Here is a 25,026-nt window from a genome sequence, read left to right as displayed (position 1 = left end):
CGACAGGAACGCAAGCATCCTCTCCTCAGACGTTCTCCTGTCGAACGTCACAGGGAGAAGCCACACATGCCGCCATCCACCGACCTGCTCCAGGGAACCCTCGATGTCCTCATCCTCAAGACCCTCGCCGTCGGCGACATGCATGGCTGGGGCATCGCCGCGCGCATCCAGCAGGTCTCCTCCGAGGTTTTGCAGATCGGCCAGGGTTCGCTCTACCCCGCCCTCCACCGCCTCGAGTACAAGGGATGGATCGCGTCCGACTGGGGCGTCTCCGAGAACAACCGCAAGGCCAAGTTCTACTCCCTCACTAAGGCAGGCCGCAAACAGCTCGCCGCCGAGCTCGCCCAGTGGAACCGCCTCAGCTCCGCCATCGGTCTGGTGCTGGGAGAGGGCGAGGTGACCGCATGATCCGCGAAACCCTCTCCCGACTCCGCTTCCTCGTCACCCGCAAACCTGCGGACGATACCGACGAAGAGATTCGCCTGCACCTCGAAGAGCTTACCGAGACCTATATCCAGTTGGGCCTCACCCCACAGGAGGCCCGTCGCAAAGCTCGCATCGTCTTCGGAGGCATCGAGCGCACCCGCGAAGAGAGCTACCGCCAGCGCCCCGGCTGGTGGATCGACGTTGTGCTTCAGGACGTTCGCTATGCCCTCCGCCAGCTCGCCCGCACCCCCGCCTTCACCACCACTGCCGTCCTCACCCTTGCCCTCGGCATCGGAGCCAACGCGGCGATCTTCACCCTCGTCAACGCCGTCCTGCTCAAGAACCTGCCTGTCACCGATCCCAAAACCCTCGTCCGCATCGGCGACCAGCCCGACTGCTGCGTCGGCAACGGCCACTCCGACGATGGCGAGTTTTCCTACTTCTCCACCAATACCTATACCGAGCTCAAGAAGAGCTTGCCCGAGTTCGAAGACCTTGCTGCCATGCAGGCTGGCTTCGGCTTCCGCCCGATCATCGCCCGTCGCGACCGCAACGGAGAAACCGCCCGATCCGTCATGGGTGAGTTCGTCTCCGGCAACTACTTCCGCACCTTCGGCCTCACGCCCGAGGCCGGCCGCCTTATCACCGACTCCGACGATGTGATCGGCGCGCCCCTCTCCGCCGTCATGAGTTACGACACCTGGAAGAACCAGTACAACAGCGACCCCGCGGTCGTCGGCAGCACCTTCTGGATCAACACCAAGGCCGTCACCGTCGTCGGCGTCGCGCCCGAAGGCTTCTACGGCGACCGCCTCTCGCCCGAACCGCCCGAGTTCTATCTCCCCATCGAGTCCATGCCGCCACTCGCCAACGCGCCGTACGTCCACGACAGGACGCAGTGGCTCTACATCGTCGGCCGCCTCAAACCCGGCGTAGCGTTGGGGCCGCTCCAGGAAAAGATCAATGCGCACCTGCGCCAGGTCTTCCTCGATCAGGGCAGCCTGTCCGCCGCCAAGGATAAGGACTTCCTCCCCAGAGTCCACGCCACCCTCTCCCCCGGCGGCGCCGGCATACAGTCCATGCAGGAGGGATACGCCTCCAACCTGCATCTCCTCATGGGCGTCTCCGGCCTTGTGCTCCTCATCGCCTGCGCCAACATCGCGAACCTCCTCCTTGTGCGTGGCATGGCCCGCAAGGCAGAGATGTCCGTCCGCACCGCCCTCGGCGCCATGCGCGGACGCATCGTTCAGCAGCTTCTCACCGAGAGCCTCGTCCTCTCCCTCCTCAGCGGCCTCGCCGGTCTCATCGTCGCCTACCTGGGCACCCGCGCGCTTCTCCTCCTAGCCTTTCCCGGAGCGCAAAACGTCCCCATCCACGCCACACCATCGCTTCCCGTGATGGGCTTTGCGATCGGCCTCTCGCTGCTCACTGGCGTCCTCTTCGGCGTAGCTCCCGCATGGATCGCCGCCCAGGCACAGCCCGTCGACGCCCTCCGCAGCACCACCCGCACCACTGCCGCAGGAGCCTCCCTGCTGCAACGTGGCCTGGTCATCCTGCAGGCCGCCCTGTCTCTGGTCCTCCTCGTCGTAGCCGGCCTCTTCTCCCAGAGCCTTGGCAGGCTCCAGGGCACCGACCTCAAGATCCAGACGAAGAACCGCTACATCATCCACATCAACCCGCAGGCCGCCGGCTACTCGCAGACCCAGCTCGAAGCACTCTTCCACACCATGGAAGACCGCTTCCACGCCATCCCCGGCGTGCTCAACGTCGGCATCTCCAGCTACACCCCCATGGAAGACAACAACAACGGCTGGGGCTTCCAGGTGGAAGGCATTCCCAATCAGTCCACCGCCGCTTCCATCATTCGCACGAACGCCGAGTATTTCAACGCTGTCGGCACGCGTCTGATCGAGGGCCGCGGCTTTACCCCGCAGGATACCTCCACCGCTCCCGCCGTCGGCATCGTCAACGAGAGCTTCGCCAGGCGCTTCTTCAAACCTGGTGAAAGCCCCATCGGACACCGCTTCGGCGCGGGCGCTCCCAATGACTTCCAGATCGTCGGCGTCGTCGAAGACAGCGTCTACACCAGCGTCCGGTGGAAGAACCACCGCATGGTCTTCATCCCGCTCATGCGCCGCTCCCCCAGTGACACCAGCCCCATCGAGAAGGACGACACCCTCTACGCCGGCGCCATCGTCCTCCAGACCTCCCGCCCCATGTCCGACCTCGAGTCCATCTCACGCCACACCTTGGCCGGCATCAATCCAAATCTCACCGTCGTCAAATTCCAGACCTTCAACGACCAGATCGCAGACCGCTTCACCAACGAGCGCCTGCTCGCCCGCCTCACCAGCCTCTTCGGCATCCTCGCCCTGTTGCTCGCCACCATCGGCCTCTACGGAGTCACCGCCTACCACGTCGCCCGACGCACCAGCGAGATCGGCATCCGCATGGCCCTCGGCGCCGAGCGCCTCTCCGTGGTAGCCATGGTCATGCGCGGAGCCATCCTCCAGACCGTCGTCGGCCTCGCCATCGGCATACCCGTCGCCCTGCTCTGCGTCCGCTACGTCAAGGCGCAGCTCTACGAGATCACCGCAATCAACCCATACGTCATGACCATCGCGATCGCCACCCTCGCGGCAGCCGCCTGCATAGCCGGACTCATCCCCGCACGCCGCGCCGCCTCCACTGACCCCGCTCAGGCCCTGCGCGCGGAATAACTACCCCGCAAAGTCCTCATGATCCACCGAAACCCGTTCATCGAAGATGTAGCACTCACCCTGCCACTGGCTCTTCCCCGCCTCCACCTCTTCCAGATACTTCAGAATCCCGCCCTTCAGGTGGTACACCTCCGGAAATCCCTGCTCCAGCATGTACGCCGAAGCCTTCTCACACCGAATCCCGCCCGTACAAAACATAGCCACCCGCGTATGCTTCTCCGGATCCAGATTCGCCCGCACATACGCAGCAAAGTCCGAGAACGTAGCCAGCGCAGGCGTCACCGCCCCTGCAAACGTCCCAATCTCGCTCTCATACGTATTCCGCGTATCGAGCACCAGCACTCCGGGATCCGCAATCAGCTCATTCCAATCCTTCGCCTCGACATACTGCCCGGCGTTCGTCGGATCCACCGGATTCCGAAACGTAATAATCTCCCGCTTCAGCTTGAACTTCAGCCTCCGGAACGGAGCCACCTCCGCCACCGAAAACTTCACCTCACCCCGATCCAGCCCCGTCCGCTCGCCCAGAAAATCCAGCAGCCGATCGATCGTAGCGGCGTCCCCAGCCATCGTCCCATTCACGCCCTCAGGCGCAATCAGCGTGGTTCCAAGCAGGTCGGTCCCTGCAAACATCGTGCGAAGCTCTTCCCGCAGCGCGGAAGGATCGGCAAGCGTAACAAAGCGATAGTAGGCGGCAACGGTATACATGCTGCCTCTATTCTAGAATCCCGGCAAAAGAAAAGCCCGAGAGCGGAAGGAGATTCTCCTCCCGCTCTCGGGCCGCGCAGCTTAGAAGTTGTACTTCGCCGCAAGCTGCAGAGCACGATTCGAGAAACCCGATGCCGTGCTGCTGATCACACCGAAGCTGCTCGAACCATAGGCTGAACCCGGGCTCGCAAACTGCGGTGTGTTCAGTGCATTGAACGCCTCGAACCGAATCATCAGACTGTGATGATCGTTGTATGGCATCGGGAAGCTGCGGGAGATTCCCAACGTCACAGGATTATGCGAAGGAACCCGGAGCGTGCCGGGGTTGCGCGGAACATTGCCATAGTGACCATTCGCAGCCGTGAACGCCGCAGTATTGAACCAGTGAGCAAGCGTACGCTGACCCGCAGGCAGCGCCAGCGTATTCACGTTATTGCCCACCGTAAAGTCGGGCCGTTGAAACAGATTGTCGTTGTGTTCCAGATCCTGCGATTGCGTAATAAACAGAGGAGTACCCGTGACGTAGGAATAAAGACTCGTCAACATCCATCCGTTCGCAAAGCCCTTCATCAGACGGTTCGCCATCGCGAACTTCGTCTCATACACCAGCCCGATCGAGAGATAGTGCCGTTGATCCGTAAGACCGTTGGCCCACTCCTTCGACGTAGGTATCTGCGTCTCACTCCGTGACCCATTGGTGTCGCCACCCTGGTTGTCCATCAGATGCGAGAACGTGTACGACGCAATGAACGTAAGACCGCGCGAGTACTTGTGCTGGAACTTCGCCTGCAGGCCGTTGTATTGCGACGCACCATGAAAATCCACATACCGGATACGCCCGAACGTCGGGTACGGACGATTCGCCTGCGCCGAGATCGCGCCATTCGTCGGCGGCCCCGAGTTGAAGTACGGAATCGACGTATCCTGATGCGTTCCCTTCACGCCAACATACGAGACATCCAGCACGTTGTTCCAGAACTGCCGAGAAAGGGTCGCCGTATAGGTCTGCAGATACAGGTCCGGGCGGCGTCCATCTGCCGGAAGCGTCGCAACGTTCGCGCTCGCCGGCGTAATGGAGGCGGGGACCGGATTCTGAATCGTCGCCTGTGGAACAGGCGTTGTGGGCGCAGCCGCCGTCGGTCCCGTGGTGTTGGAGATCGAGAAGCTCGAGTCGACCGGAGGATTCAACTGCAGGATATTGATGTTGTCGAACTTGCCTCCGTAGAAGGTAATCCCATACGCCCCGCGCAGCACCGTCTTCCAGGGAAGGCTGTACGCAAAACCAAGACGTGGCGAGAAGTCCTTGTACGTAATCTTCCATAGCGGATTCGGCAGCGGAACCAGCGTAGGCGTCGGCGTGCTGAAGTCCAGCGTGCGCGATGTGTTCAGGTTGTTGTGCGGCGGCATCCATAGGTCGTAACGAAGACCGATGTTCAGCGTCAGCTTCGGCGTGGGCTTCCAGTCGTCCTGCACATAGAAGCCATAGCGCCACTCCCGCGCGACCGTCAGCGGCACACCCTCCGGCGTAATCACCGAGGCCGGCACGCCCAGAATGTAGTCCGCACCCGCATTGCCCGTCATCGAACCCGTAAAGCTGAGCGAGCCGAAGGGTGTGTTGTTGGTGGTCGCATTGTCCTGAATATGACGAATATCCGCACCCACCAGAATCGTGTGCTTCCCTCTCGTCAACGTAAGGTTGTCGGTCACCTGGTACGTTCTGCTGTCATCGAGATTCGACGCAGCCGTGCCGCTGCCCACCGTCACGAAGTTGGAGATCGAGATCGTCGGGAAGCCCTCCTGCGTCGGTGGCAACGGAGCCCCATTCAGCGTGAACTGGTTGATGCCGAGTTGCGCAGCCGTAAAGCCGCTGTTGTAGTAGCCCTTCGGAAGCTGCTGCACATGCTCCAGGTCCGCGCCTCCGCGGAACTCATTGATCAGCGTCGGCGAAAAGATATGCACATACTGCATCCCCGCATTGTGGATCTTGTACGTCCCCGTGTAGCTGAAGTTCGGGTTATAACTCGTCAACGGAAAGTCGCGCCCTTGGTACAGGTAGTGGATCGCGAACTGATCCTTATCGCTGATCGCATGGTCGATACGCGTCAGATACTGGTTGTTGGTCTGGTTGCCTGTCTGCACGCCGCTGTAGTTGTTCACCGTGCCATTGCTGGTGCCGGGAATGTTCGGTCGAGGCATATAGGTGCGTGCAATCGCCTGCGCAACGGAGTTCACAGGCACCTGATTGCCCGCATACACCGTGTTCGTATACGGATTGCGCAGCGTCCCCGAAACCGCCGAGAAGTCGCCATTGAGCTCTGCATCCGTAAAGACCGTGGAGACCTGCACACTCTGCTGAATGGAACGGATGCCTTCATAGCTCACCATGAAGAACGTCTTGTCCTTGAAGATGGGACCTGTCACCACACCGCCAAACTGGTTCTGCTTCAGCACCGTCTTCGAGAGAGGCGCAGGCCGGAAGTAGTCGCGCGCGTCCACCGCCGAGTTGCGAATGAAGTCGAACACCGTCCCGTGAAACCGATTCGTACCGCTCTTCAACTGCACATTCACAATCGCGCCCGCGCCTCCACCGTACTGCGCGCCATAGTTGCTCGTCAGCACGCTGAACTCCTGCACGGCATCCACTGAGGGATACGCATTCACATACGGACTGCGGTTGTTCACCATCGTAATGCCGTCGAGAAACACCTGACCCCATGTGCTCTGGTTGCCATTCGAAGAAACCGTCGAGCCCGCCGTCGAAGACGAATGGTTGTCCGGATTCGAGACCGTGACGCCCGGTGTCAGCACCGCAAGATCGTTGAACTTGCGCCCGTTCAAAGGAAGATTTGCGGCTTCGGTCGTGCCCACCACCGCGCCCAGCGTGCCGTTATCGACATTCAACAACGGCTGCGTGGTCTTCACCTCCACCACTTCATTCGCGCCACCGGCCCGCATCGTCACATCGATCTTGGCCTGCTGGTTAATCTCAAGCGTGATGCCCTTCGTCTGATACGTCGTGAAGCCGGCCGCCGAAACGGAAATGTTGTACACGCCGGGAATAAGGTACGTGACGCTGTATTCCCCGGAGCCGCCCGAGGTGAACGTCTTGCTCTGTCCGTTGGAAGGGTTGGTAATCGTAACGATCGCGCCTGCAATCGCAGCTCCAGCGCCATCGACGACAGTGCCGCTGATAGACGTATCGACGGTCTGCGCACGAGCGGAAAGGCAGAGACCGATAAGGACAAAAAGCAAACAGTGGATCCTCAAGATGCGCATGCAGTTCTCCAAGGGGACTTCGTTAAGGAAGTTAAAGAACTAGAATTGTTACAAGTTGGTGCATTATGCCAGAGTTATTTCCACATGGCATGCTGCAAAGCTCATAGAACGTTTAACTTTGGGCAAACTGAAAGAAAACAAACGGCAAAAAAATGTCCGCCATACCTCTTTTTTGTAGGCACGGCACACATTTTCGCTACGAAGTCAGCACACCCATCACCTGCTCGAAGAAGTGACTCGGACAAATGTCCCATCGCGGCGTAGGACTATCGCGCACGTGATTTGTGCAGCGCAGAGACAGAAACCCGCCTCCCGCACCCTGGAAATACCATGCCGCCGGCAACGCTCAATGCCACCAAAGAGGTCGCTGCAATCCGGCCCTCTGCAAATGAAGAGCGCACGAAGACGAGTCGCTCACGGCAAGCACGGCACGATGCCTTACTGCGTCGTACCACCCATGAACACCGTATCCGCCTTCCCATCGATCACCCGGTAAACCCCAAACTGCCGCGAGCTCTGCCCTCTCAGCTCAAACAACAGACTCGCCCGGTTCGAAGCCTCCACATCCACCACATCCACAAACCGCATCCACGCCGTCCGGTCGAGATGCGCCGCGTCCGTCACGCTCTTCATCGCAACCTTCAGCTCCAACTGCGCCCCCGGAATCGCACTCCCCTGCGCCACGATCGTCACATACCGCAACGCAGCGCCCGTGCCCGCCGTGTGCGCCGTATACACATATGTGGGAGCCCCGCCATAGCTGAGCGTGAATCCCTTGACCTCTTCCTCCACCAGCACCTCAGGCACAACCTTCGCCGCATCCGCCGCCGCCTTCTTGGCCTTGGCCAGCGCAGCCCTGCGCTGCACCGGCGTCATCTTCGCCAGCGCAGCCGCCGAAGGCACAGCAGCTTTCGCAGCAGCAGCAGACGCAGCAGCAGCAGACGGAGCAGCAGCAACCACCGGAGCCTTCACCTGCTCCTGCGCCGCCGCATCCGCCGCCACCTTGTTCCGCCGCAACACCGGAGCGCCATTCGTCGTATCCTGCGATGCCAGCCCGGGACCCTCGGCCACCGGAGCCTTCGCAGCAGCGGCCGCAGCAGCAGCGGCATTTGCACTCAGTTGTGGTCCCGTATACGGCGTCGCCGTCGACACAGCCTGCACCGGCACCGGACCATACTTCACCAGTTCGGCCTGTGCAATCTCCCGCATCTTCCCCAGCACCATCTGCTTCTCGGCATCGTCCTCCCACGCCCGCGCAAACGGATGCGGCTCACGCCTCTTCGGGTCCGACACCGCCACCATCTGCTTCATATCCGCAGGCAGCCCGTTCAACGCCGGAAAATCCTCTTCCGTCAGCCCCGTCTTGCGCTTGATCGTCGGGCGGTCCGGATCGTCGTTCAGCGAACCCTTCTCCGCAATCACCCCCGACTCCCCCTGCGCCTTCTTGTTCTTCTTCGCCGTCTTCGGATCCACCGCAGGCCGACGCCGCAGCGTAGGCCTGTCCACATCGTCCTTGTCGCCCGTCCCGGAATCGATCTTCACATCCTCCGGCGACCCGGCCTCGGGCTTGTCGTCGTCATCCGTATTCCTCTTGCCGAAGTGCGGCTTCGAGTCATCCAGCGCCTTCCCATTCATCGACGCGCGTGAAGAAGGCTTCGCCGTCCGCGACGAAACCTTCGTCGCCGCCGGAGCCTCGAACTTCCCATACCCAAACCAGCCGTCATCGAACGGCGGCAGATCCGCCCCATCCGGAACCTGAACATGCCGCGCCGACATCAGGTCCACCAGCCCCTTCTCCACGCCCGCATCATCCAGCTCGTACAACGTCCCACCCTGCAGAGCCATCGGAATCGGCCTCGCCAGATACACCGCGGCGTCCTCCACCTGCCCATCGATAAAGATCGTCACCGGCACCAGCCGCATCCCCTTCGGCTTCGCCAGGTCGCCCGTCCACTCATACACTCCCACCGCCCGCACCACCTGCTCAGGACGCTCCACCTTATGCATCTGCCCCGAAGCCACACCCGCCAGCAATCCCATCCATACCCAACGCTTCATCGCCCACTCCCGTCCCGCCGCACTCTCGTCCCGTTAGACGCATGTCCCAGGAACACGCCTACGCCTGTCCACACTAACCGTACATCCGCCCACATCTTCACCAGCAAAAATGACCAGAATTCGCTACTATCAGCCCAGCGAATGGAATCCCCTCTCCTCAACATCGAAGACCTGTCCATCTCTTTCGGCACCCGCGAAGTCGTGCACCGTCTATCACTTACCATAGCCCCAGGCGAAACCCTCGGCCTCGTCGGCGAATCCGGCTCCGGAAAATCCGCAACCTCCCTGGCCATCCTCCGCCTCCTGCCAGCAAGCGCCCGGATCACCGGCAAAATCGAGCTAAACGGCCATTCCCTCCTGACACTTCCCGAAGAATCCATGCGCAAACACCGCGGCTCCTCCATCTCCATGATCTTCCAGGAGCCCATGACCGCCTTAAACCCAGTCATGAAGGTCGGTGCCCAGATCGCCGAAGCCTACACCGCCCACCACCCGGGCGAAACGCGTATCTCCCTGCGCAATAAGGTCTTACAGTTCATGCGAGATGTCGCCCTGCCCGATCCCGAGCGCCGCATCGACGACTATCCGCACCAGTTTTCCGGCGGCCAGCGCCAGCGCATCCTCATCGCCATGGCCCTCATCAACCGCCCCCGGCTCCTGATCGCCGACGAGCCCACTACCGCCCTCGACGTCACCGTGCAGGCCCAGATCCTCCATCTTTTGAAAGACATCCGCCGCACCCACAACCTCTCCATGCTGTTCATCTCCCACGACCTCGCCGTAGTCTCGCAGATCGCCGATCGCGTAGCCGTCATGCAACACGGAAAAATCGTCGAACAAAACACCACCCAGGCCCTCTTTACCAATCCTCAACACCCCTACACCCGCAGCCTGCTCGCCTCCGCGCCCACCATGCACACGGACCCCACCCGCCCTCTCGCCTGCCCGTAAGCCATTCATTCAAAAAGACCGTCCCCGTTTGCCTCAAAAGAGAGTTACCCTGTAGCTTCGGGCCCGAGCTCGAAACGACGAGCATGCGCGCCCTTATCCTCTCCGACATTCACGGAAATCTCGAAGCTCTCACCGCTGTCCTCGCTGACGCCGACGGTCACTACGACCTCATCTGGAATCTCGGCGACGTCGTCGGCTACGGCGGCAGCCCCAACGCCTGCCTGGACATGGTTCGCCCCCTCGCCGATCTCAACGTCCGCGGCAACCACGACCGTGTCTGCACCGGCCAGACCTCCGCCCTCGGCTTCAACCCGGTAGCCCGCGCCGCCGCCCTCTGGACCCTCAAAGAGCTCACCGCAGAAAACCTCGAGTGGCTCAAAGCCGTCCCGCAGGGACCGCTCTCGTCCACCGAAGTCCCCGGCATCACCTGCGCCCACGGCTCACCGCTCCACGAGGACACCTACATCCTCAGCATGCGCGACGCCTGGATGCCCCTCCAGCAGATGCCCACCCCCATCACCTTCTTCGGCCACACCCACGTCCAGGGCGGCTTCTCGCAAAAAGAGCACGACTGGCACGAGGTCCGCCCGCGCTACGCCACGCGCTCCGACAAAGAACACTGGATCCTCGATCTCCCGCCCGGCACCCGCCATCTCATCAATCCCGGCTCCGTCGGCCAGCCCCGCGACCATGACTGGCGCGCCGCATACGCCATCTACGACGTCGAAGCCGCCCGCATCGTCTACCACCGCATTCCCTACGACGTGACCACCTCGCAAGGCCGCATCCTCATGGCCGGCCTCCCCGAGCGCCTCGCAGCCCGCCTCAAAGAAGGCCGCTAGGCTCTCCATTTTGGTTGTCATTCCCGTAAGGAATCTGCCTCTGCCGTTGCCTGTTCCTACCCCCGCTGCTCCTCCAACTGCGTAGCCAGCTCTTCCCACTCCACCATCAGCGCCGCATGTTCGATCCGCATCTTTTCCAGCGAAGCTGCCAGCCTCTGCGACTCATCCGCCGACGAGTACATCCCCATCTGTTCCTCGGCCGCTTCGATCGCCTTCTCCAGCCGCGGCATATCCGTCTCCACAAACGCCAGCCGGTCCTCCAACTGCTTCAGCTTGATCGGATTCAGCTTCTTCACATTGCTCGAAACCGGCGCAGCCACCGGCTTTTCCGCAAGAGCAACCGGAACGGTTACAGATTGGGACGACTGTGTAATCGAAGTGATGACCTTCTGCGGCCCACCCTGCTTCCGCCACAGATAGTCCTCATAGTTCCCCGGATAGATATGCACCCGGCGGTCCTCCACCTCGAACACCCGCGTCGCCAGCCCATCGATAAAGTAGCGGTCGTGCGAAACAAACAGCACCGTCCCGGTAAAGTTCCGAATCGCGTCCAGCAGCACATCCTTCGCCCTTAGATCCAGATGGTTCGTCGGCTCGTCCAGAAGCAGCATATTCGCCGGCGAAACCAGCATCTTCGCCATCGCGTAGCGATTCCTCTCCCCACCCGAGAGCACCCCAAGCTTCTTGAACACATCCTCGCCCGAGAACATGAAGCACCCCAGCAGGCTCCGCAGCTCCACCACCGGTACCTTCGGCGCAATCCCGCAGATGTCCGAAAGCATCTCCGCCTGTGGATCCAGCACCTTGTACTGATCCTGCGCAAAGTAATCCGCCAGCACATTGTGCCCCAGCTTGATCTCACCGCTCGTCGGCGCATCCAGCCCAGCCAGCATGCGGATCAGCGTCGACTTACCCGCGCCATTCGCGCCGACAAGAGCAATCCGGTCCCCACGCTCAATCCCGAAGCTGACATCCTCCAGCACCCTCTTCACGCCGCCATCCTTCGCGGGAAAGTGCTTCGTCAGCCCATTCACTTCAATCACCGTCCGCCCACTCGCCGGCGGTTGCGGAATCGTAAAGTGGATCGTCGCCTCGTCCTCCGGAACCTCGATCCGCTCGATCTTCTCAAGCTCCTTGATCCTGCTCTGCACCTGCTTGGCCTTCGTCGCCTGCGCGCGGAAGCGATTGATGAACGCCTCCAGCGCCTCGATCCGGTCCTTCTGGTTCTTGTACGCATTCATCAACTGCGTGCGCCGCTCGTCCTTCTGCGTCACATACTTCTCGTAGTTGCCGTGGTACGTATGCATCCGCTTGTTCCACAGCTCCACCGTCTTCGAGACCGTCTGATCCAGGAAATACCGATCGTGCGAGATCAAAATAAACGCATTCGGATAGTCCCGCAGATACTCCTCCAGCCAGTTCCGCGACTCCAGATCCAGATGGTTCGTCGGCTCATCCAGCAGCAGCAGCGAAGGCTTCTGCAGCAGCAGCTTCGCCAGCGCAATCCGCATCTGCCATCCACCGGAGAACTCCTCCGTGAACCGCTCCCAGTCTTCCTTCGCAAACCCCAGCCCGCCCAGCACCGCGCCCACCTGCGCGTCCAGCGTATAGATATCGTGGACATGCAGCGTGTCCGCAATATCGGAGTAGCGATCCGCCGCCGTCTGGTACGCCTTCGACTTCGGGTCCGCCGTGGACATCGTGTCCATCAGCTCAATCGCCTCGGCCTCGAGCTGGTGCAGATGGTCGAACACCGAAAGACACTCGGCGAACACCGTCTTGCCCCGCAGCGCGAGTCCATCCTGCGGCAGATACCCCAGCGTCATGCCCTTCACACGCGTCAGCTCGCCCATGTCAAGCGTCTCGACGCCCGCGAGCACTTTAAGCAAGGTCGACTTACCCGTCCCGTTCCCGCCCACCAGGCCGGTCCGTTCGTCCGGCGTAATCAGCCAGTTCGCATCTTCAAACAGCAGTTTTTGGCCAAAGCGCTTTCCAGCGCCGGAGAGTTGCAACATGAACCCATTTTCGCATCCTCGGAGCGCTTCCGAACCGCCTCACCCCCAAGACACACCCCGGACCCCTCTGTTACCGTCAACATGAGGGCAAATGGCGGTACAGAGACAGCTATTTCCGGAGCCTCAACGCACGGTCCCCGGTGCCCCCGCATCCGCCGGCCTGCCCAGCCGCGTCGACGAAACGCCCGGAGCCCCCATCTGGCTGCAGCGCGTCTCCCTCTTTGTCTTGGTGCTCTTCTGCATCTACCTCGGCGTGCTGGTCACGGTGCTGCCCTGGTGGACGCGCGTCTGGGACCACAACATGTTCCTCGCCGCCCGTCCCACCCTCGCCCACATCCTCCATAACGGATACGTGCGCGGCATCATCTCCGGCCTCGGCCTGCTCGATATCTGGATCGGCATCTCCGAAGCCATCCACTACCGCGACTACAAAGACTAAGACAATGCCCATCCCCCCACCCTCCCCGCTCGTCTCCGCGCCCCTCGCCTTCGAAGACAAGAACTTTGTCGAGTCCCAGGACGGCCGCATGCTCCGCATCATGGCCGAGTACCAGGAACCCCTCGCCCGCTTCCGCCGCGAGCGCATCCAGGACACCGTCGTCTTCTTCGGCTCCGCCCGCTTCCGCGCCCTCGACGAGGCAAACAAGGCCCTCGAGCTCCTCGAAAACACCGGCTCCCTCAACCCCGCGCCGCCCAACGAGCAGCCCGCCACTCCCCACGAGATCGCCGCAGGCCAGGCCTCGCAGCAACAGCTCAAACTCGCCGCCGCCGCCGTCGAGATGGCCCGCTTCTACGAAGACGCGCGCCGCCTCGCCCACATGGTCGCCAGTTGGGCCTGCACCCTCCCCGGCAAACGCCACCGCTTCGTCGTCACCTCCGGAGGTGGCCCCGGCATCATGGAAGCCGCCAACCGCGGTGCCTACGAGGCAGGCTGCAAGACCATCGGCCTCAACATCAAGCTGCCCTTCGAGCAGCAGCCCAACCCCTACGTCACACCCGCCCTCAACTTCAACTTCAAGTACTTCTTCATGCGCAAGTACTGGTTCGCCTACCTCGCCAAGGCGCTGGTCGTCTTCCCCGGGGGCTTCGGCACCCTCGACGAGATGTTCGAGCTCCTCACCCTTGCCCAGACCCACAAGCTCGACAAGCAGATCCCCATCATCATCTACGGATCCGACTACTGGAAGAACGTCATCAACCTGGAGCTCCTCGCCGAAAAAGGCGCCATCGCCTTCAAGGACACCGATCTCTTCCAGTTCGCCGACACCCCCGAGCAGGCCTTCGCCATGCTCCAGGCCGGCCTGGCTGCCTCCATCCATCCCGCAGCAGAGGGCGAGCCCCAACACGGCCGCGTTCCCACCGAACCAGCCCCGTCCGCCCAGGATCTCCTCGGCCCCGACATCGCGACCACCCGCTAAACGTCAAAAAGATGGACCGGGTTCTCGCGGCCCGGTCCATGGTAATCGTCCCAGAGGCGATCAAGAGCGCGCCAGCATACCCACTGATGCGCTACACCCTCGTTTGCGCCGCAACCCTCGCATCGCCCAGGAAAATCGCGCATGCCGGGTCGGTCCGCGAATCTCGTCCATCAAAAATCGGACCCGGACGGAAAAATGCTCGACCGCGTCCAGGCTCTTCTACCGTAAGCGGTAGCATCTCCAACAGGAACCCCCCATATGGGAGGAATCCTCACCGCCAATCGGGTAACAACCCAGGCAACACCCGCACAGTCGCGCTATAACAGCTACATGGTCAACCCATCCGCCGTACGGATCCCGTCCCGCCGCCTTCTCGCGGCAGCCTCCCTGCTCCTCACCGCCCTCCCCGCGCACACACAGCAGACCGACGGGCTCAAAGCCCGGCTCGAAGCCGCCATCCCGGCTGTCCTCAAGCAGACCGCCACCCCCAGCGCCCAGATCGGCATCGTCAGGGACGGCAGGGTCATCTACACCGGAGCCTTCGGCCTCGCGCAAACCACTCCCGCCGTCCCCGCCACCCCTGACATGCCCTACCGCGTCGGCTCCGTCTCCAAACAGTTCACCGCCGCCGCCGTCATGGTCCTCGTCGAACGCGGCAAGCTCCGCCTCGACGACCCCGTCTCCACCTGGTTCCCCGAGTTCGGCCACTCCAGCGAAATCACCCTCCGCATGCTCCTCAACCAGGTCAGCGGCTACTCCGACGACTACACCGAGGACTACCTCACCCCCGAGATGGCCGCTCCCATCGACCCCTACAAACTCATCCAGGAGTGGACCGCCAAGCCCCTCGACTTCGCCCCCGGCACCCGCTGGCAATACTCCAACACGAACTACGGCCTAGCCGGCCTCATCGTCCAGAAAGTAGCGGGTGAACCCTTCTTCCAGTTCCTCCGCGAAAACATCCTCCTCCCCGCCGGCCTCACCCACGCCATCGACCTCGACGGCCCCAGCGTCCCCGCAGTCCCCGTAGGCTACATCCGCAACGGCTTCGGCCCCATACGCCCTGCCATCCAGGAGGGCAAAGGCACCGTCTTCGGAGCCGGCGAACTTGCCATGCCCATCGGCGACCTCGCCAAGTGGAACGCCGTCGTCCTCCACCACCAGATCCTCAAACCAGAATCCTGGCAGACCCTGCAAACCGAGTACACCCTCCCCGACGGCAAGGGCAGCGGATACGCCATGGGCTTCTTCCTCCGCGTCCGCGACGGCCGCCGCCTCATCGACCACGGCGGCGAGGTCAACGGCTTCGTCTCGCTCAACACCCTCTACCCCGCCGAAGGCATCGCCATCGCCATCCTCACCAACGCCGAAAGCTCCACCAGCGCGCTCACCCAGGCAGTCGAGACCGCCGTCTTCGCCCCCGAGGCCAAGGCCCCCATCCCCCGCGACCCCGCCGCCGAAGCCCTCGTCAAAAACGTGATCGCCCAACTTCAGCAAGGCAAGCTCGACCGCAGCCTGATCGCACCCAATCTCAACTTCTACTTCACCGATCAGGTCATCGCCGACTACAAGACCAGCCTCGCCCCGCTCGGCCCCATCCAGTCCATCGAGCCTCTGAACCGCAGCGAACGCGGCGGCATGACCGGCATCTTCTACAAGGTGCAAGGCACCGGAGCACCCATCGGCGTCTTCATCTACGTCATGAACGACGGCAAGCTGGACCAGTTCGTCCTCGAAAAACTGAACTAGCAGCATCTCCTGCCGGAATGACCGCTGCGCGCAAGCAGCACGCCCGCCGTCGGGCGGCGCGGAGTTCCACCCGACCAACGGAAGAGCCACGCGAAGCAGTAGAAACGCGTGGAAACGACCGCCCCGCGCGCAGCGGGCCCATCCGGCACGACATAGGTACCCACAAAGTCATCAATTGAAGCATCATTCTCGGTGCAGTCATCTTCCCGTCACGAACAGCACCGATACTGGCCCTGTCTGAAGAAGCAGGAGGGCAACCCCCATGAGCCAATCCACCGTATCCTACCTCTGGCGCGAGCCGAACGCCGCGAAGCCATTCGCCACCGGCGTCTCTCTGCACTCCCACACCAGCCAGTCCCGTGAAACCCTCGACTTCATCGCCGAGCTCTCCACCGACTGGAAGCCCCTCCAGCCCATCCTTCGCTGGCTCGAAACGCGCTGCGAGGGCATCTCCGGCATCAAGCCCGACTACGCCCGCGCCTTCTGGACCCCGCCCCTCACCCCGCGCCTCGCCTTCGACCTCGAACGATCCCAGATCGAAGACAAGCTCGCCCTCCCCGCGCTCGTCTCCCTCACCGACCACGACGACATCTCCGCGCCCATGCTCCTCCGCGCCGTCCCCAGCGCCCGCCACATCCCGGTCTCTCTCGAATGGACCGTCCCCTTCAACTGCCAGGGCAACCCCCAGGCCGGCAAAACCTGCTTCCACCTCGGCATCCATAACCTTCCCTCCGCCGAAGGCCCCGAGTGGATGGCCCGTTTCACTGCCTTCACCGCCACCCCCGTCGAAGAGCGCGCTCCCGCCCTCCTCAACGACCTCCTCGCCGAGCTCGCCGCCATCCCGCAGGTCCTCATCGTCTTCAACCACCCGCTCTGGGATCTCTATCGCATCGGTGCCGCGAAGCACCAGTTCCTCGTCAACGACTTCCTCGCCCTCCACGGTCAGTACTGCCACGCGCTTGAGCTCAACGGCCTCCGCAACTGGGATGAAAACCGCGAAGTCACCGCCCTCGCCGAGCGCTGGAACCAGCTCGTCCTCTCCGGCGGCGACCGCCACGGCATCGAGCCCAACGCCAACGTCAATCTCTCCCGCGCCAGGACCTTCAACGACTTCGTCCACGAGCTCCGCGTCGAGCGCCAGTCCCACGTCCTCTTCATGCCCCAGTACGCCGAACCCTGGAAGCACCGCATTCTCCAGTCCACCCTCGACGCCATCCGCAACCACCCCCACTTCCCCGAGGGCACCCAGAACTGGGACGAGCGCGTCTTCCACCCCAACGCCAACGGCGACATGGTCAAGCTCTCCACCCTCTGGCCCGACCCCCACGCGCCCCGCTACCTCAGCATGATCCTCAGCGCCGTCCGCCTCCTCGGGGCCCGTCCCGTCTCCCATACCCTTCGCATGGCCTGGAACGACCGCCAGAGCGCCGCCGACATGCAGGGCAAGCGACTCGCCCCTCGTCAGGCCTGACAGCCCGAAGAGCACGCACAGGACTTGCAGAACGTGTGATTCAACCGGTGGGCAGCGATCATCAGCGCGCTGCCCATCATCGTGACCGCCACCTCATACGCATGCGAGGGCAGCCTGTCGCCAAACCACGCCGACCCCGCGATACACCCCAGCCCACCCATCATCAACACCAGCACCGTAGCCCGCCGATGCCGGCGAAACCCCGCAATCAGCGCCATCGTGCCAAACAGCGCCACCAGCACAGCCAGACTGCGATGCGTCTTCTCCTCCGCCGGAAGAAAGTGCGCCAGGATCGCCGAAGAAGAGAGCAACACCGGCGTAAGCAGGCAATGGACGACACACAGGGCCGACGTCCACACACCCATCCTGTCCGCCCATACCCGCGAACCATTCGTTGAAACACGTGCTTCCAAGCTCATCGGTTCATTCTATCCAGCCGCCATCGACGACACGCCACTGCAAAGAAAAACCGGTAGGCTAGACACACCATGCGCCCGCCTCGCGTCGCCTACTTTCCGGACTCCTTCCACGAAGTCAACGGCGTCGCCCACACCAGCCGCAACTTCGTGTCCTTCGCCCAGCGCCGCGACCTCCCGTTCCTCTGCGTGCGCGCCTCCGGATCCAGGCCCCGCCAGTACCTCTTCGAGACCGAAGGCAATCTCCAAACCCTCGAACTGCCCCGCAGCCGCATCTCCATCCAGATGGAGAAAGACCTCTTCTTCGACCCCCTCTTCTTCCGCTACGCCTCGCTCATCGCCCGCACCCTCCGCGCCTTTTCCCCCGACGTCATCCACATCACCGGCCCCTCCGAGCTCGGCATCTTCGGAGCCTACTTCGCCTGGAAGCTCGGCATCCCCCTCGCCGCCTCCTGGCACACCAACGTGCACGAGTACGCCGCCCGTCGCCTCGCCTGGCTCACCTCCCGCCTGCACCCTGGCATCGACCACGCCATCGAGTCCTCGGCCCTCGCCGCCACCGCCCGCTTCTATGGCTTAGCGAAGGTCCTCTTCGCCCCCAACGCCGAGCTCTGCCGTATGCTCGAAGCCACCACCCACCGCCCCTGTCACCTCATGCAGCGCGGCGTCGACACCGTCCTCTTCTCGCCCCAACATCGCACCCGCCCAGCCGGGGACCCGACGATCATCCTCGGCTTCGTCGGCCGCCTCTCCGTCGAAAAGAACGTAGCGCTGTTGCCTGTCATCGCCCGCGAACTGACCGCCCTTACCCATCGCAGCGTCCGCTTCCTCATCATTGGCCAGGGTGCCGAAGAGCAGTCCCTCAAGGCGGCCCTCCCCAACGCCGACTTTGCCGGTGTCCTCCGCGGCCAGGCACTCGCCAACGCCTACGCCAACATGGATCTCCTCGTCTTCCCCTCCCACACCGACACCTTCGGCAACGTAGTCCTCGAAGCCTTGGCCTCCGGCGTCCCCGCCATCGTCACCCCCGACGGAGGCCCCAAGTACATCGTCCGCGACCATGAGACCGGCTACATCGCCCAGGACGCAGACTTCCCCCAGTCCATCGCGTCTCTCCTCAACGACCCACCCCGCCTCGCCCGGATGCGCATCGCAGCTCGCGACTACGCCGAAACCTGCACCTGGGACGCCGTCTTCGAGCGCGTCTACGCCGCCTACCCGTACCCTTCTAAGCCCTAAGCCGATCGCTACCAAGCTCCCAGCTCACGAACCTACTCCCTGCCGTTACCGAATCTCCCCCACCAAAACCTCATCCACCCCCAGCTCCACCCCATCCAGCGAAGGATAGTTCTTCCCCTCCTCCGACCGCAGCAACGGCCGCAGATACCCGCCCTTCACCCCCAGCGCCTTCACCTCCGCCCGCAGCGCCACCTTCACCGGCTTACCCGAGAGATTGCAAAGCACGATCGCCGGAGCCACCCCCACGCGCCCCTTCACCACCCACGCCAGCACGCCCTGCGCATCATGATCCAGATACGTAGCCTGCCCGGTCCGCAGAGCCTCATGGCCATGGTGCAGCTCGACCAGCTTCGCGTCCCAGGCCGTCATCGCGGCATACCCGGCCTCATCCTGCTTCACCAGGCTCGCATCCCCCACCGGAACCCAAAGCATCAGCTCATCGGCCGAGAACGCCCGCTTCGCCTTCAGCCCAGCATGCCCCGCCTCCACCGGCAGCTCTGCCGCCGCACCGTTGCCCAGCAAAACCGCCGCCGAAACCTTGGCCGCGCCAACACTCCCCGACAGCACCACCGGCCCACTCGCACCCGCAAGCTCCGCCCGCACCGCCGCCACCCCACCACCCAGGTGCCTCACCATCATCTGCGCATCCGGCACCGCGCCATCGCCGATCAGCACCCTCACCCCCAACGCGCCCGCCACCACCTGCCGCAGCCTCTTGACCATCCCCGGATCCACCGGCTGCCCCACCAGCACAAAACCAGCAACGCCCCGATTCAGCCAAAGCCTCATCCGCCCGGTCAGCTCCTCCTCCGTGGCTCCCGCCAGCGCCAGGTCGAGCACCAGCCGCATCTTCCGGTGGCCGACATCCTCGATCAGAGCATCCGCGTCCTCAATCGATCCAAGCTTCGCATCGACCGGCGTACTCCCGGCCCCCAGCGGACTCAGCACCACCGCGTCGCACCCCATAGCCTGCATCCGGTCCATCTGCGCCTCGGCCTGCTTCAGCGTCGCGCCTTCGCTCACCCGGCAAAACACCGCCCGCTCCCACCAGCTCTGCGCCGACATCCCCGACCCGGCCCAGTTCTTATGCGCCAGCGTCTGCCCGCCCGCCTGCCCAACCAGAACCATCGCCACCAGCAACCTGTACCGCATACCGTTCATCCGCAGCAATCCGCCTGAGCAAGATACTACCCGACCAGCCACCATCGGGTGTCCCTCCTTAGACGCACCTACCAGCTCCTACGCCACAGACGTCCACAACACCCCATGCAATCGCTTCATCCTGCTCCTCTCGTAAAACCGCCCCAGGCACCCATGAGGTGCCCGGGGCGTCCGCCTCAAAACGCCGGTTAGCGCTTTGGCGAAAGTCCAAACGTCACCGACAGCATCACGCTGCGGCCCGCCAGCAGACTCACATTGTCGCCGCCGTTCGGAGCCGTCGGACCAGCCGTGTTGAACGCATCCGCATACGTCGTCCCGTTCGCCGCAATCACAGGAGCCGCCACCGTCGAGCCTGCCAGCGTGTTCCCCGTCAGGTTGTGGTTGTCGAACACGTTATTGAAGCTCACCCGGATCTTCGTCTGGTCGAAACGCGAACCGCTGCGGATCGTGTAGTTGAAGAACAGGTTCGTCAGGCTGAACGGATCGATCTGCGACTGGTTATGGTACGAACCGTTATCGACATACTGACGTCCCACCCGCTTGTTGAACACGCCCAGATCCCAGGCCTTCCGCTGGTACGTCACGCCCTCGGTCTCCACATCGGACGGCGCCTGCGCCACCCAAAGACCGGAAGGCGCGCTCTGAGTCAGCACCGGCGTCGTGCTCGTGCAACCCGGCGCCCCCGATACGCAGGACTGATAGATGTTGCCCGTGTACGTCGCGCGTCCCACGCTCGCATTCAGATAAGCGCTCAGACCCTTGGCGATGTAAATGTTGCTCTCCGCCTCGAAGCCCTTCGTGATCGAAGCCGGCTGCAGAAAGAACACCTGCTCGCTCGTCGTCAAATCCGTCGTCGATGAGTAGCTGTTCTGAAACCGGATATGGTAAAAGTCCGCATCGAACGTCACCCGCTTCAGCTTCAACACAGTACCCACCTGGTACGTCGTCGAGCGCTGCTGCTTCGGCGGCGTCAGCAGCCCGGGATTCGGAACGGCCTTCGTCGGCGTCTGGTAGTAGTCGTACACGTTGCTCGGCGGCACCACGCTCCCGGTCGCAACCTGCCCGTAGGCCGACCAGTTGCTCCGCAGCCGGTAGTTCCCATCCAGCGAAGGCAGCCACGCGCTATAGCTGCCGTTGTTGCGTTTGAACGGAGCGCACACCACCGGAGTCGTCAGCGAGCAGAGATTGCCGATCGTCTTGCCCGTATCCGCAAGCTGCTTCAGGTCGATCGTGTAGTACGCAAACTTCGTTCCCGCCGTCACACTCAGCTTCGGCGTCACATGGAACTCATACTCGCCGAACGGCTGGAACGAGTTCGTCCAGAAGAACTCCGAGAAGCTCGGCACAGCCTGGTCCGTGTAGTTCGTCAAAGGATCGCTCGGAATCTGGTGACGATTCGTCTTCGCCCACTCGTACCACATGCCAAACCGCGCCACGCCGAACTTCGACACCTGGCTCACCGTCGCCGTCTCGCCATACTTGCGATAGCTGTTGTACTTGTCCACACCGCACGGCAGCGCCGTCACCGAGATACCCGTCTTCTTGCTCGACGTCGTCACCGGCACGTTGCAAGGCTGAATCGTCAGGCCGTTATACGTCTTCGAGCCGTTGATCGTCGTCGCCTCGGTGATCGGCGTCGCGTTGGTGAAGACCTCGGAGTTGTCATAGTTGTACGTGTAGCCCTTGAAGTCGAGCCGGAACCCGTGGCCCATCTCCTTGCGCAGTCCCACATACTCGAAGTCCGTCGGCACATGGTACTTGTTGTACCCGTAGTTCAGATAGTTGTTCGGATCCGAGTTGTCGGTCAGGTAAAAGTTCAGCCCCGACCCCGCGAACGGAGCCAGCGTGCCCGTGCAGGTATACCCCGTCTGCACGCCATAGATCTGGCAGCGCGTCGCATTGAACCCAGGCGTATTCGCATCCAGGAACACCACACCGGCAAAGCCCGTCAGCATCGTCTTATCGGAGATCTTGTACTGCGCCTTGATCGACCCGGCCGAGCGATTCTGGAAGTTGAACGTCTGGTACCCGTCCGACGACATGTGATGCACATCCGCTTCAAACGCGAACTTCCGGTTCAGCATCATCCCCGAGTCGTACTGTCCATCGATCAGCATCGTGTTGAACGATCCATACGAGACCCCGCCGCGCAGATTCTGCACCGGCGAAACCTCCTTCGAAAGCAGGTGGATCGAACCGCCGAACGGCGTAGGCCCGATCGTCGAAGCCGTGCCCGGGCTGCGGTCGAAGTCCACCCCACCCAGCCACTGCGACGGAAAGAACGCCCACGAGTGATGCGTCGGCGAGTTCGTGTCGTAGAACGGAATCCCATCGAAGTCGATGTCGTAGCTGCCATCCGAGAAGCCGCGGAAGTACGTCTTCGACTGCCCCAGCCCAACCCCGTTGCCATTGGTCGTAAACGTCCCCGGAGCCATCTGCACCGTCTCGCCATAGTCGGCCGTCGGAGCCGTAAAGTTCTGAATGAACTGCGACGTAATCTCCGTCCGCGCCGAAGTCGCCTCCAGCAGCGCATCCATCGGAGCCAGCGCCGCCGCAACCGAGCCCTGCGCGTTCGCCTCCACCGTCACCTGCTGCGTCAGATCCCCGATCGTCAACGTCAGCGCCACATCCATCGTGCCGCCGTCCGTCACGCGAACACCCTTCAGCGTCGTGCCGAACCCCGGTGCCGTCGCCTGCAGGTTATACGTCCCGGCCGCAAGGCCGGTCAGCGTAAAATGTCCGGTCGCATCGGTCACGACGTTCATCGTCTTGCCCGTAGCCTCGCTCCGAACCGCAATGCTGGCCTTCACCAGCAGACCGCCCTTGCTATCCATCACCGAACCCGTGATGGTTGCGCCGCCCGCGACCTGCGCCACCGCGGCAGGAGAAAAAACAGGCAATGAGGACAAACTACAAAGAGCGCCACCCAGCAAAAAGGCGCGCGAAATCCGGGAAAGGACAGAATAGGACAAGTGTTTCCTCCGGGAAACAGACTGAGCGATGACAGCGATAGCTCAGACCTTAGCCGCGCTCTGTGACGGCCCCGTGAGAGGAGTGTTAAGGGCTATTGAACAGATTCTGACAAATACGTCATCTTGGGCATTTCAATACGATGAACGTCCGGTATTCAGCGCGACCCCTACCGCACCCGCACCCCATCGATCCCCAGCAGCGCAGCCACCTTCTCCAGCTCCGCCCCCACATGCCCCACGCCCACCGCACAATGATGCGCCGGGCCCTGAGCATTCCAATCCTTCACAAACCGCCGCGCGCCACCCGCGAAACGGAACCGGCTGTTCGTATTGCCGATCGCCATCGTCTCCCCCGCAACGACCTCTCCCTCGGCAAAAACCAATTTGTAACCATGCTTGCTACATTCCACAACCGACAGCAGCGTGCACGGCCCAGACTTCACACTCATCTCCACCGAAAGCCCACTCCCCACCTTGCCGTGGTACACCGCAAGCGGCCTCACCTTCGTCTTGCCCTCCGCGATCCCCATGTGCCCCGGCCCGTCGTGCCCCATCAGCACCACATCGTCCTTGAAGTCGATCGCGTAATACTCCGTGAACGATCCCCCCGCGCCCAGCCCATCCATCATCTTCATCGCGAGTACGTTCTTCACCTCATACTCACCCGCCACCGCCACGCCACGAGCCGTCAGCAGCGAAGTCCCCAGGATGATCGAGCTCATCGTATCTTCGTTCGCCGCATTGCCCGAGCCCATCGCATAGTAGGCCATCGCCCCCAGCCCATACCGCTCGACCAACGCATCGAGCGCCACCGAAGTTCGTGCCGCCCGCTCCAGCTCATACGCAGAGCAATCCGTCTGCACATCGAAGACCTCGCCGAACAAAGCCACGCGCGCCTTCAACGCCTCATCCGAAACCTCGCCACGCAACCCCGAAAGCTCATCCACCTCCAGCATCTCCAGGTGCGTCCCGAACACCTTCGCCAACGCCGTCAGGTCCGTCGCAATGTCCAGCATCCCGCTGTAGTAGTGACCCATCAGCCCCAGCCGCAGATGGCTCAGCGTCGACACCACCCCAGCCGCCCGCATCCATCCCTCCACCTCATCCCAGCACTCCGGATCCCCCTCCAGCACACCCGTCACCTCATGAAACGGAATGCCCGCCCGCAGAAACACGTTCGCCATCTCCGGCACCGGGCACGACGAGCAATACGCCAGCCACTCCCCCGTCATCGCCGTCCGGTCCGGCAGTGCATTGAACCGCGCATAGTCCAGCGAGGCCTCCGGCTGCACGTTCAGCACGATCACCGGCACCCCCGCCCGCCGCACAATCGGCAGCACCGTCGACGACAGCGCATACGTCGTCACATAGATCACCAGCAGGTCCACATCCTCGCGCCGCGCCGCATGCGCCACCGCATACGCCCGGTCCACCGAGTCCACCATGCCCAGGTTGACGATCGCCCGCCCCGGACCCTGCAGCCTCTCCTCCACCACCCCCACATACCCGCGCAACCGCTCCTCAAGCCCCTCGAACTGCGCCCAGTACGCCGCCAACCCAATCCCAAACAGACCAACCCGTAGTTCCAACACGCCTCCAGGACA

17 protein-coding genes are annotated in these 25,026 nt (G+C 62.6%); 9 read left to right on the top strand and 8 right to left on the bottom strand.

Features of this window, described 5'->3' with window-relative positions; genetic code table 11:
• The first annotated feature begins 66 nt into the window (after nt 1–66).
• The gene (locus BM400_RS03945; protein ID WP_089836816.1) at nt 67–408 is read left to right on the top strand and encodes a PadR family transcriptional regulator; all 342 of its coding nucleotides are present in this window, start codon (nt 67–69) and stop codon (nt 406–408) included.
• Nucleotides 405–3,146, top strand: a complete 2,742-nt coding sequence (locus tag BM400_RS03940) for an ABC transporter permease (RefSeq protein WP_089836814.1) — start codon at nt 405–407, stop codon at nt 3,144–3,146. Before BM400_RS03945 ends, BM400_RS03940 begins: the two co-directional genes overlap by 4 nt.
• Here BM400_RS03940 and trhO read toward each other — a convergent pair whose 3' ends face one another.
• The 3 genes from trhO to BM400_RS03925 form a co-directional block, all read right to left on the bottom strand.
• Complete coding sequence (gene trhO / locus BM400_RS03935) at nt 3,147–3,854, bottom strand: oxygen-dependent tRNA uridine(34) hydroxylase TrhO (protein ID WP_089836812.1); 708 nt, start codon at nt 3,852–3,854, stop codon at nt 3,147–3,149.
• An 81-nt stretch (nt 3,855–3,935) separates the two neighbouring features.
• The gene (locus BM400_RS03930; RefSeq protein ID WP_089836810.1) at nt 3,936–7,130 is read right to left on the bottom strand and encodes a TonB-dependent receptor; all 3,195 of its coding nucleotides are present in this window, start codon (nt 7,128–7,130) and stop codon (nt 3,936–3,938) included.
• 438 nt (nt 7,131–7,568) lie between these two features.
• Nucleotides 7,569–9,188 (bottom strand): hypothetical protein, encoded by a 1,620-nt coding sequence (locus BM400_RS03925; protein ID WP_141223799.1) that lies wholly within the window; start codon nt 9,186–9,188, stop codon nt 7,569–7,571.
• A 141-nt stretch (nt 9,189–9,329) separates the two neighbouring features.
• Between BM400_RS03925 and BM400_RS03920 the strand changes: the two genes are divergently transcribed.
• Both BM400_RS03920 and BM400_RS03915 read left to right on the top strand, forming a co-directional pair.
• The gene (locus tag BM400_RS03920; RefSeq protein WP_089836806.1) at nt 9,330–10,139 is read left to right on the top strand and encodes an ATP-binding cassette domain-containing protein; all 810 of its coding nucleotides are present in this window, start codon (nt 9,330–9,332) and stop codon (nt 10,137–10,139) included.
• Nucleotides 10,140–10,222: 83 nt separating this feature from the next.
• A complete protein-coding gene (locus BM400_RS03915) occupies nt 10,223–10,981 on the top strand; it encodes a metallophosphoesterase family protein (protein ID WP_089836804.1) in 759 nt (252 codons plus the stop codon).
• A gap of 56 nt (nt 10,982–11,037) precedes the next feature.
• Here BM400_RS03915 and BM400_RS03910 read toward each other — a convergent pair whose 3' ends face one another.
• Complete coding sequence (locus BM400_RS03910) at nt 11,038–12,996, bottom strand: ABC-F family ATP-binding cassette domain-containing protein (RefSeq protein ID WP_089836802.1); 1,959 nt, start codon at nt 12,994–12,996, stop codon at nt 11,038–11,040.
• A 91-nt stretch (nt 12,997–13,087) separates the two neighbouring features.
• Between BM400_RS03910 and BM400_RS03905 the strand changes: the two genes are divergently transcribed.
• The 4 genes from BM400_RS03905 to BM400_RS03890 all read left to right on the top strand — a co-directional run bounded on the left by BM400_RS03905 (nt 13,088) and on the right by BM400_RS03890 (nt 17,634).
• Nucleotides 13,088–13,435: a hypothetical protein gene (locus BM400_RS03905; protein ID WP_089836800.1), complete on the top strand. Its 348-nt coding sequence runs from the start codon at nt 13,088–13,090 to the stop codon at nt 13,433–13,435.
• A 4-nt stretch (nt 13,436–13,439) separates the two neighbouring features.
• Nucleotides 13,440–14,414, top strand: a complete 975-nt coding sequence (locus tag BM400_RS03900) for an LOG family protein (protein WP_089836798.1) — start codon at nt 13,440–13,442, stop codon at nt 14,412–14,414.
• A 258-nt stretch (nt 14,415–14,672) separates the two neighbouring features.
• Entirely contained in the window at nt 14,673–16,163 is a 1,491-nt protein-coding gene (locus BM400_RS03895; protein ID WP_089836796.1) for a serine hydrolase domain-containing protein, read from the top strand.
• 262 nt (nt 16,164–16,425) lie between these two features.
• Nucleotides 16,426–17,634, top strand: coding sequence for a hypothetical protein (locus BM400_RS03890; RefSeq protein WP_175528854.1), 1,209 nt, complete (start codon nt 16,426–16,428; stop codon nt 17,632–17,634).
• Here BM400_RS03890 and BM400_RS03885 read toward each other — a convergent pair.
• The gene (locus BM400_RS03885; protein WP_089836794.1) at nt 17,625–18,053 is read right to left on the bottom strand and encodes a MerC domain-containing protein; all 429 of its coding nucleotides are present in this window, start codon (nt 18,051–18,053) and stop codon (nt 17,625–17,627) included. The genes BM400_RS03890 and BM400_RS03885 overlap by 10 nt on opposite strands.
• Before the next feature lie 69 nt (nt 18,054–18,122).
• On the opposite strand from BM400_RS03885, the gene BM400_RS03880 reads away from it, so the two are divergent.
• Nucleotides 18,123–19,289, top strand: a complete 1,167-nt coding sequence (locus BM400_RS03880; protein WP_089836792.1) for a glycosyltransferase — start codon at nt 18,123–18,125, stop codon at nt 19,287–19,289.
• 45 nt (nt 19,290–19,334) lie between these two features.
• Here BM400_RS03880 and BM400_RS22740 read toward each other — a convergent pair whose 3' ends face one another.
• The 3 genes from BM400_RS22740 to BM400_RS03865 form a co-directional block, all read right to left on the bottom strand.
• Nucleotides 19,335–20,450, bottom strand: coding sequence for an alpha-amylase family protein (locus BM400_RS22740; RefSeq protein ID WP_175528853.1), 1,116 nt, complete (start codon nt 20,448–20,450; stop codon nt 19,335–19,337).
• Between the two features lie 188 nt (nt 20,451–20,638).
• The gene (locus BM400_RS03870; protein WP_245781669.1) at nt 20,639–23,350 is read right to left on the bottom strand and encodes a TonB-dependent receptor; all 2,712 of its coding nucleotides are present in this window, start codon (nt 23,348–23,350) and stop codon (nt 20,639–20,641) included.
• A 239-nt stretch (nt 23,351–23,589) separates the two neighbouring features.
• Entirely contained in the window at nt 23,590–25,011 is a 1,422-nt protein-coding gene (locus tag BM400_RS03865) for an arabinose isomerase (protein ID WP_245781668.1), read from the bottom strand.
• Between the last annotated feature and the right edge of the window lie 15 nt (nt 25,012–25,026).

The sequence above is a fragment of the Granulicella pectinivorans genome, from assembly GCF_900114625.1.
GTDB classification, from domain to species: Bacteria; Acidobacteriota; Terriglobia; order Terriglobales; family Acidobacteriaceae; genus Edaphobacter; species Edaphobacter pectinivorans.
Note: the sequence above shows the minus strand (reverse complement) of the source record. Positions and strands in the feature narration are given on the sequence as shown.